We start from the raw sequence: 3,560 nt of genomic DNA, 5'->3' as shown, positions 1-3,560 counted from the left end.
GTGATAGGTGTGCAGAGGACTCCACGCCCGTAGCGCATCATAAAGTTGACCTTCTCGGGCGTTATCAGTTCGGCAGCCGTGATGAAGTCGCCTTCGTTCTCACGATCCTCGTCATCAACAACGATGACAAACTTGCCAGCTTTGAAATCTTCTATAGCCTCCTCGATGGAGTTTAGTTTGAAGTCTTGATTCATGGTTTCAGGAATAGTATGTATAAGGTACAGATCACTCTGTCTGTGACTTGATCTGCTTGACAATATGGTTCAGTATAGGAGACATCAGCCTCAGTTGTCTCTCGTTGCGCCGTAGAGCCACCGCTAGGTATAGCATCACTGGCAGGGAGACTGGTAGCAAAGGTATACAAATCCAGACATATAGCTTGCGTTGCCAGAGGCTACTTGCCAATGTTTTCCCCAGGAGAGGAATGTTGATGAGCTGTGCGAAGACATACTTGTCGGGATAGTTGTGGAGCGTCTCGACTGTCTCCTCTAGCTGCTCGTAAAGCTGCTGATACGCTGTGGCAAAGTCGGGCAAGCAGTCCAGTCTTAGTCCCTTACTCCGCGCATAAGTCATACTGCGCAGTGCGTCCATCTGACGTTGTAGCTGACTTATATCACGTAGCACCTCCTCAGTAGTGGCAGGCTCTATGATAATCTCCTTGTACTCCAGCTGTCTTGCGTAGTTCGGGTGGAAGAAGCGACGGAAGAAGACCACGTAGGCATCGGCATTGAGCGTAGCTGAGTCTCGCGAAGCCTTGTAAGTGAGGAAAGCTCCTAGCGGTAGGATCACGGCACTCGATAGCCACATACCCGCCCAGACGGGGATCTGTCCGCTATTGATCATCTTCAGGCCGAAGGTATCAATGACGTAGTAGATGATGAAGATGAGCACTGCCAAGACCATCGGTGTCCCCACGCCTCCCTTGCGTACGATGGCTCCTAGCGGAGCGCCCACGAAGAAGAAGAGCAGACAAGCCACTGGGAAGGTAAACTTGCGGTGCATCTCCTGCGCATTGACACGGTAGTCCGAGGCGGCATCGTCATAGTAAGTGTCGGCTATCTGCACCGACGAGGAGAGGTTGTCGAGCCACTCTAGGGCTTGCTTGTAGCCCATCAACTTATTCTGATCGGAGGCTCTATCCATCAGCGTATCCAGCGTGTAGTGCGTTGGCGAAGCGTCGCTATACCCTGACACCAGTAGCTCGTCATGGTCCAGCCGACGAGCAGAGACTGTGGCAAAGGGTAGATGCGAGAGCTGATCCTGCTTTAGCCAAGCAGCAGCTTGTAGATTAGCACCTGGAATCATCGTGCCCAGATCTGCTTGCCCAGGTGGCTGGAGCTTGGTATGTATATCAAAGAGTACGTTGCTCCCCACATGACGCCCCACGCTGTCTGCCGCCATGCGGGTACTATCGCTGTAGTTAATAAGCTCTTGAAGGTTCTTGCCAACGAACTGAGACTTGAGGTAGTCATCGCCCATCATCTCAAAGTTGGCATCAAAGGGGATGAAGATCACCTTCTCCGTAAAGTGTTCTTTAATATATGAGGCGGGACGCTCATCCGAAGCTTGGCTGCCGGGGATCAGCGTCGTCTGACTACTGAGCTGCTCGAAGCTCTCACCACTCCGGAGCGACATAATAAGGTAGAGCTTGCTATCGTCCATCAGCAGGCGTCCCGTATCGGCTAGGATGATACGTGGTGCACGTTGCTCCGAGAGGTCATAGATCATCACATTGTAGAGCGTGCTCGTTGCCACATCTTTGTCCCCTACGTAGATACTGTAGCCATCGATACCGTTGAAGAAGATGCCCTTCGGCAGCTCCAGCTCTGGACGCGCATAGCGTGCCGAGAAGAGTATCTGATAAACTCGCACACTGGCCTTCTGCACGCCTCTATCTAGGTAGACGAAGAGCCCCAGAGCGATGCAAGTCACGAGGATCACCAGTGGCTTCATGATCTTGCTCAGAGGCACTCCAGCCGACTTCATCGCAAGGAGCTCCAGTCGCTCACCTAGATTGCCGAAGGTCATCAGCGATGCCAGCAAGACTCCCAGCGGGACAGCTGTAGGCAAGACGTAGAGCCCTGCATAGAAGATCACCTCCAGCAGCACCCCCACATCCATACCCTTGCCGACCAAGTCGTCAATATGCTGCCAGAGGAACTGCATCAAGACTACAAACCAGCAGATCAGTAGCGTCATCAGTAGGAGCGGCAAGAAGGATCTCACCATAAAGATGTACATGATCTTCGGTCGCAGACGCATACCTCTTACTTGCATGATCGTAGGATTGGGTAGGAGTAAGCTTTACTTTATGAGCTTGCCCTCGTTCTTCAAGTCTGTAAAGAGTTTGTCTAGCACGGCATTGATAAAGGAGGCACTCTTAGAGTTGTCGTACACCTTGGCCAGTTCGATGTACTCATTGATCGTCACGACGAGCGCTATGTCAGGGCAGCTGAGCGCCTCCGCCACAGCCATCTCCATCAGGATCATATCAACCAGCGCCACACGGTCCTGATCCCAGTTATCTAGTCGTGGCGTCAGCATGGCGTCATACTCCTCACGATGCAGGAGCGTCTCCGAGAGTAGCTGATGCGCATAGAGACGATCCCGATCACTGTGAAACATAGGGAGCAGGTCGCTTGGTAGCTCTAAGCCATCCTTAGCACCACGGCGCAAAGTCTTCAGTGCAAAGTCTTGTATCGTCATCACTGGCTGATTGGTAAAGGGGATGACACGATAATCATCCGATCCCTTGAGACGCTCTACCGTCGCCTCCACCTGATCCACAGTAGGCATCTCCTCAACATCTAGGCGCTCGCAGATAGCGGTCGCATCGGCCCAGTAAAACGAGGTTGCCGCAAGATGCTCATTGAGCTCCGCTGTACGAAAGAGTTGCTTGAGTAGATTACACCAATAGTCACATTGCTCCTGCATAGAGAGCGTAGAGACATCCTCAGGTAGAGCGCTGTAGGAGGGGTCTGACTCAACGACATTGTAGAGCGTACGGAGCAACTGCTCGTCCTGCTCCCAGCGCCTCTGCATCTCGTCTAGCGGATTCTGTATCTCCGTACAGCGAGCTATCTCCTTGACGAGAGTCATCTCCGAGAGCCTACGAGGAGGCACCTCGTCCGATGACTTGAGGAAGCGCCGCTCACGTATCTCCAAGAGCTCCCTCTGATAGGCCGCGAGCGCACGTATCAGATCTAGTAAATAGTAGTAGAGGTAGTAGGTGTGACGTAGGGAGGTCGTGAGCGACTGGTCCGCCAGAGCCACATCTAGACGACCGCTAGAGATAGACTGGTAAAGTTGCTGGAAGACGCGGATGCGTACGATAGACCGATTGATCATATCACTCTATGGAATAGATGAATATACTAGGAGCAAATAGTTACGAGGAGGGCACTACCCTACTCTGTATGTGGTCTGCGATGGACTAAAATCAAGGCTTCCGCCCTGCTGACCACCCTAGATCCGCCACAAAGGTACAAAAAAAGGTATCGGAGACGGTCATCCTTGACTTATTTCCAGCACTAAGACATTATAGTCCCAGACTCTAGCAC

At 52.3% G+C, this 3,560-nt stretch carries 3 protein-coding genes; all 3 read right to left on the bottom strand.

The window, feature by feature from the left end; genetic code table 11:
• Positions 1-194, bottom strand: a 194-nt coding sequence (locus Q0X57_RS07850; RefSeq protein ID WP_297729895.1) for a 3,4-dihydroxy-2-butanone-4-phosphate synthase, incomplete at its 3' end; no start/stop codon positions are given.
• Between the two features lie 31 nt (positions 195-225).
• Positions 226-2,229 carry an LptF/LptG family permease gene (locus Q0X57_RS07845; protein WP_297729894.1) on the bottom strand — a complete coding sequence of 668 codons (2,004 nt, stop codon included), beginning with the start codon at positions 2,227-2,229 and terminating at the stop codon, positions 226-228.
• A 75-nt stretch (positions 2,230-2,304) separates the two neighbouring features.
• A complete protein-coding gene (locus Q0X57_RS07840) occupies positions 2,305-3,348 on the bottom strand; it encodes a transcription antitermination protein NusB (protein ID WP_297729892.1) in 1,044 nt (347 codons plus the stop codon).
• Between the last annotated feature and the right edge of the window lie 212 nt (positions 3,349-3,560).

The sequence above is a fragment of the uncultured Porphyromonas sp. genome (assembly GCF_947254915.1).
Classification (GTDB): domain Bacteria; phylum Bacteroidota; class Bacteroidia; order Bacteroidales; family Porphyromonadaceae; genus Porphyromonas.
Note: the sequence above shows the minus strand (reverse complement) of the source record. Positions and strands in the feature narration are given on the sequence as shown.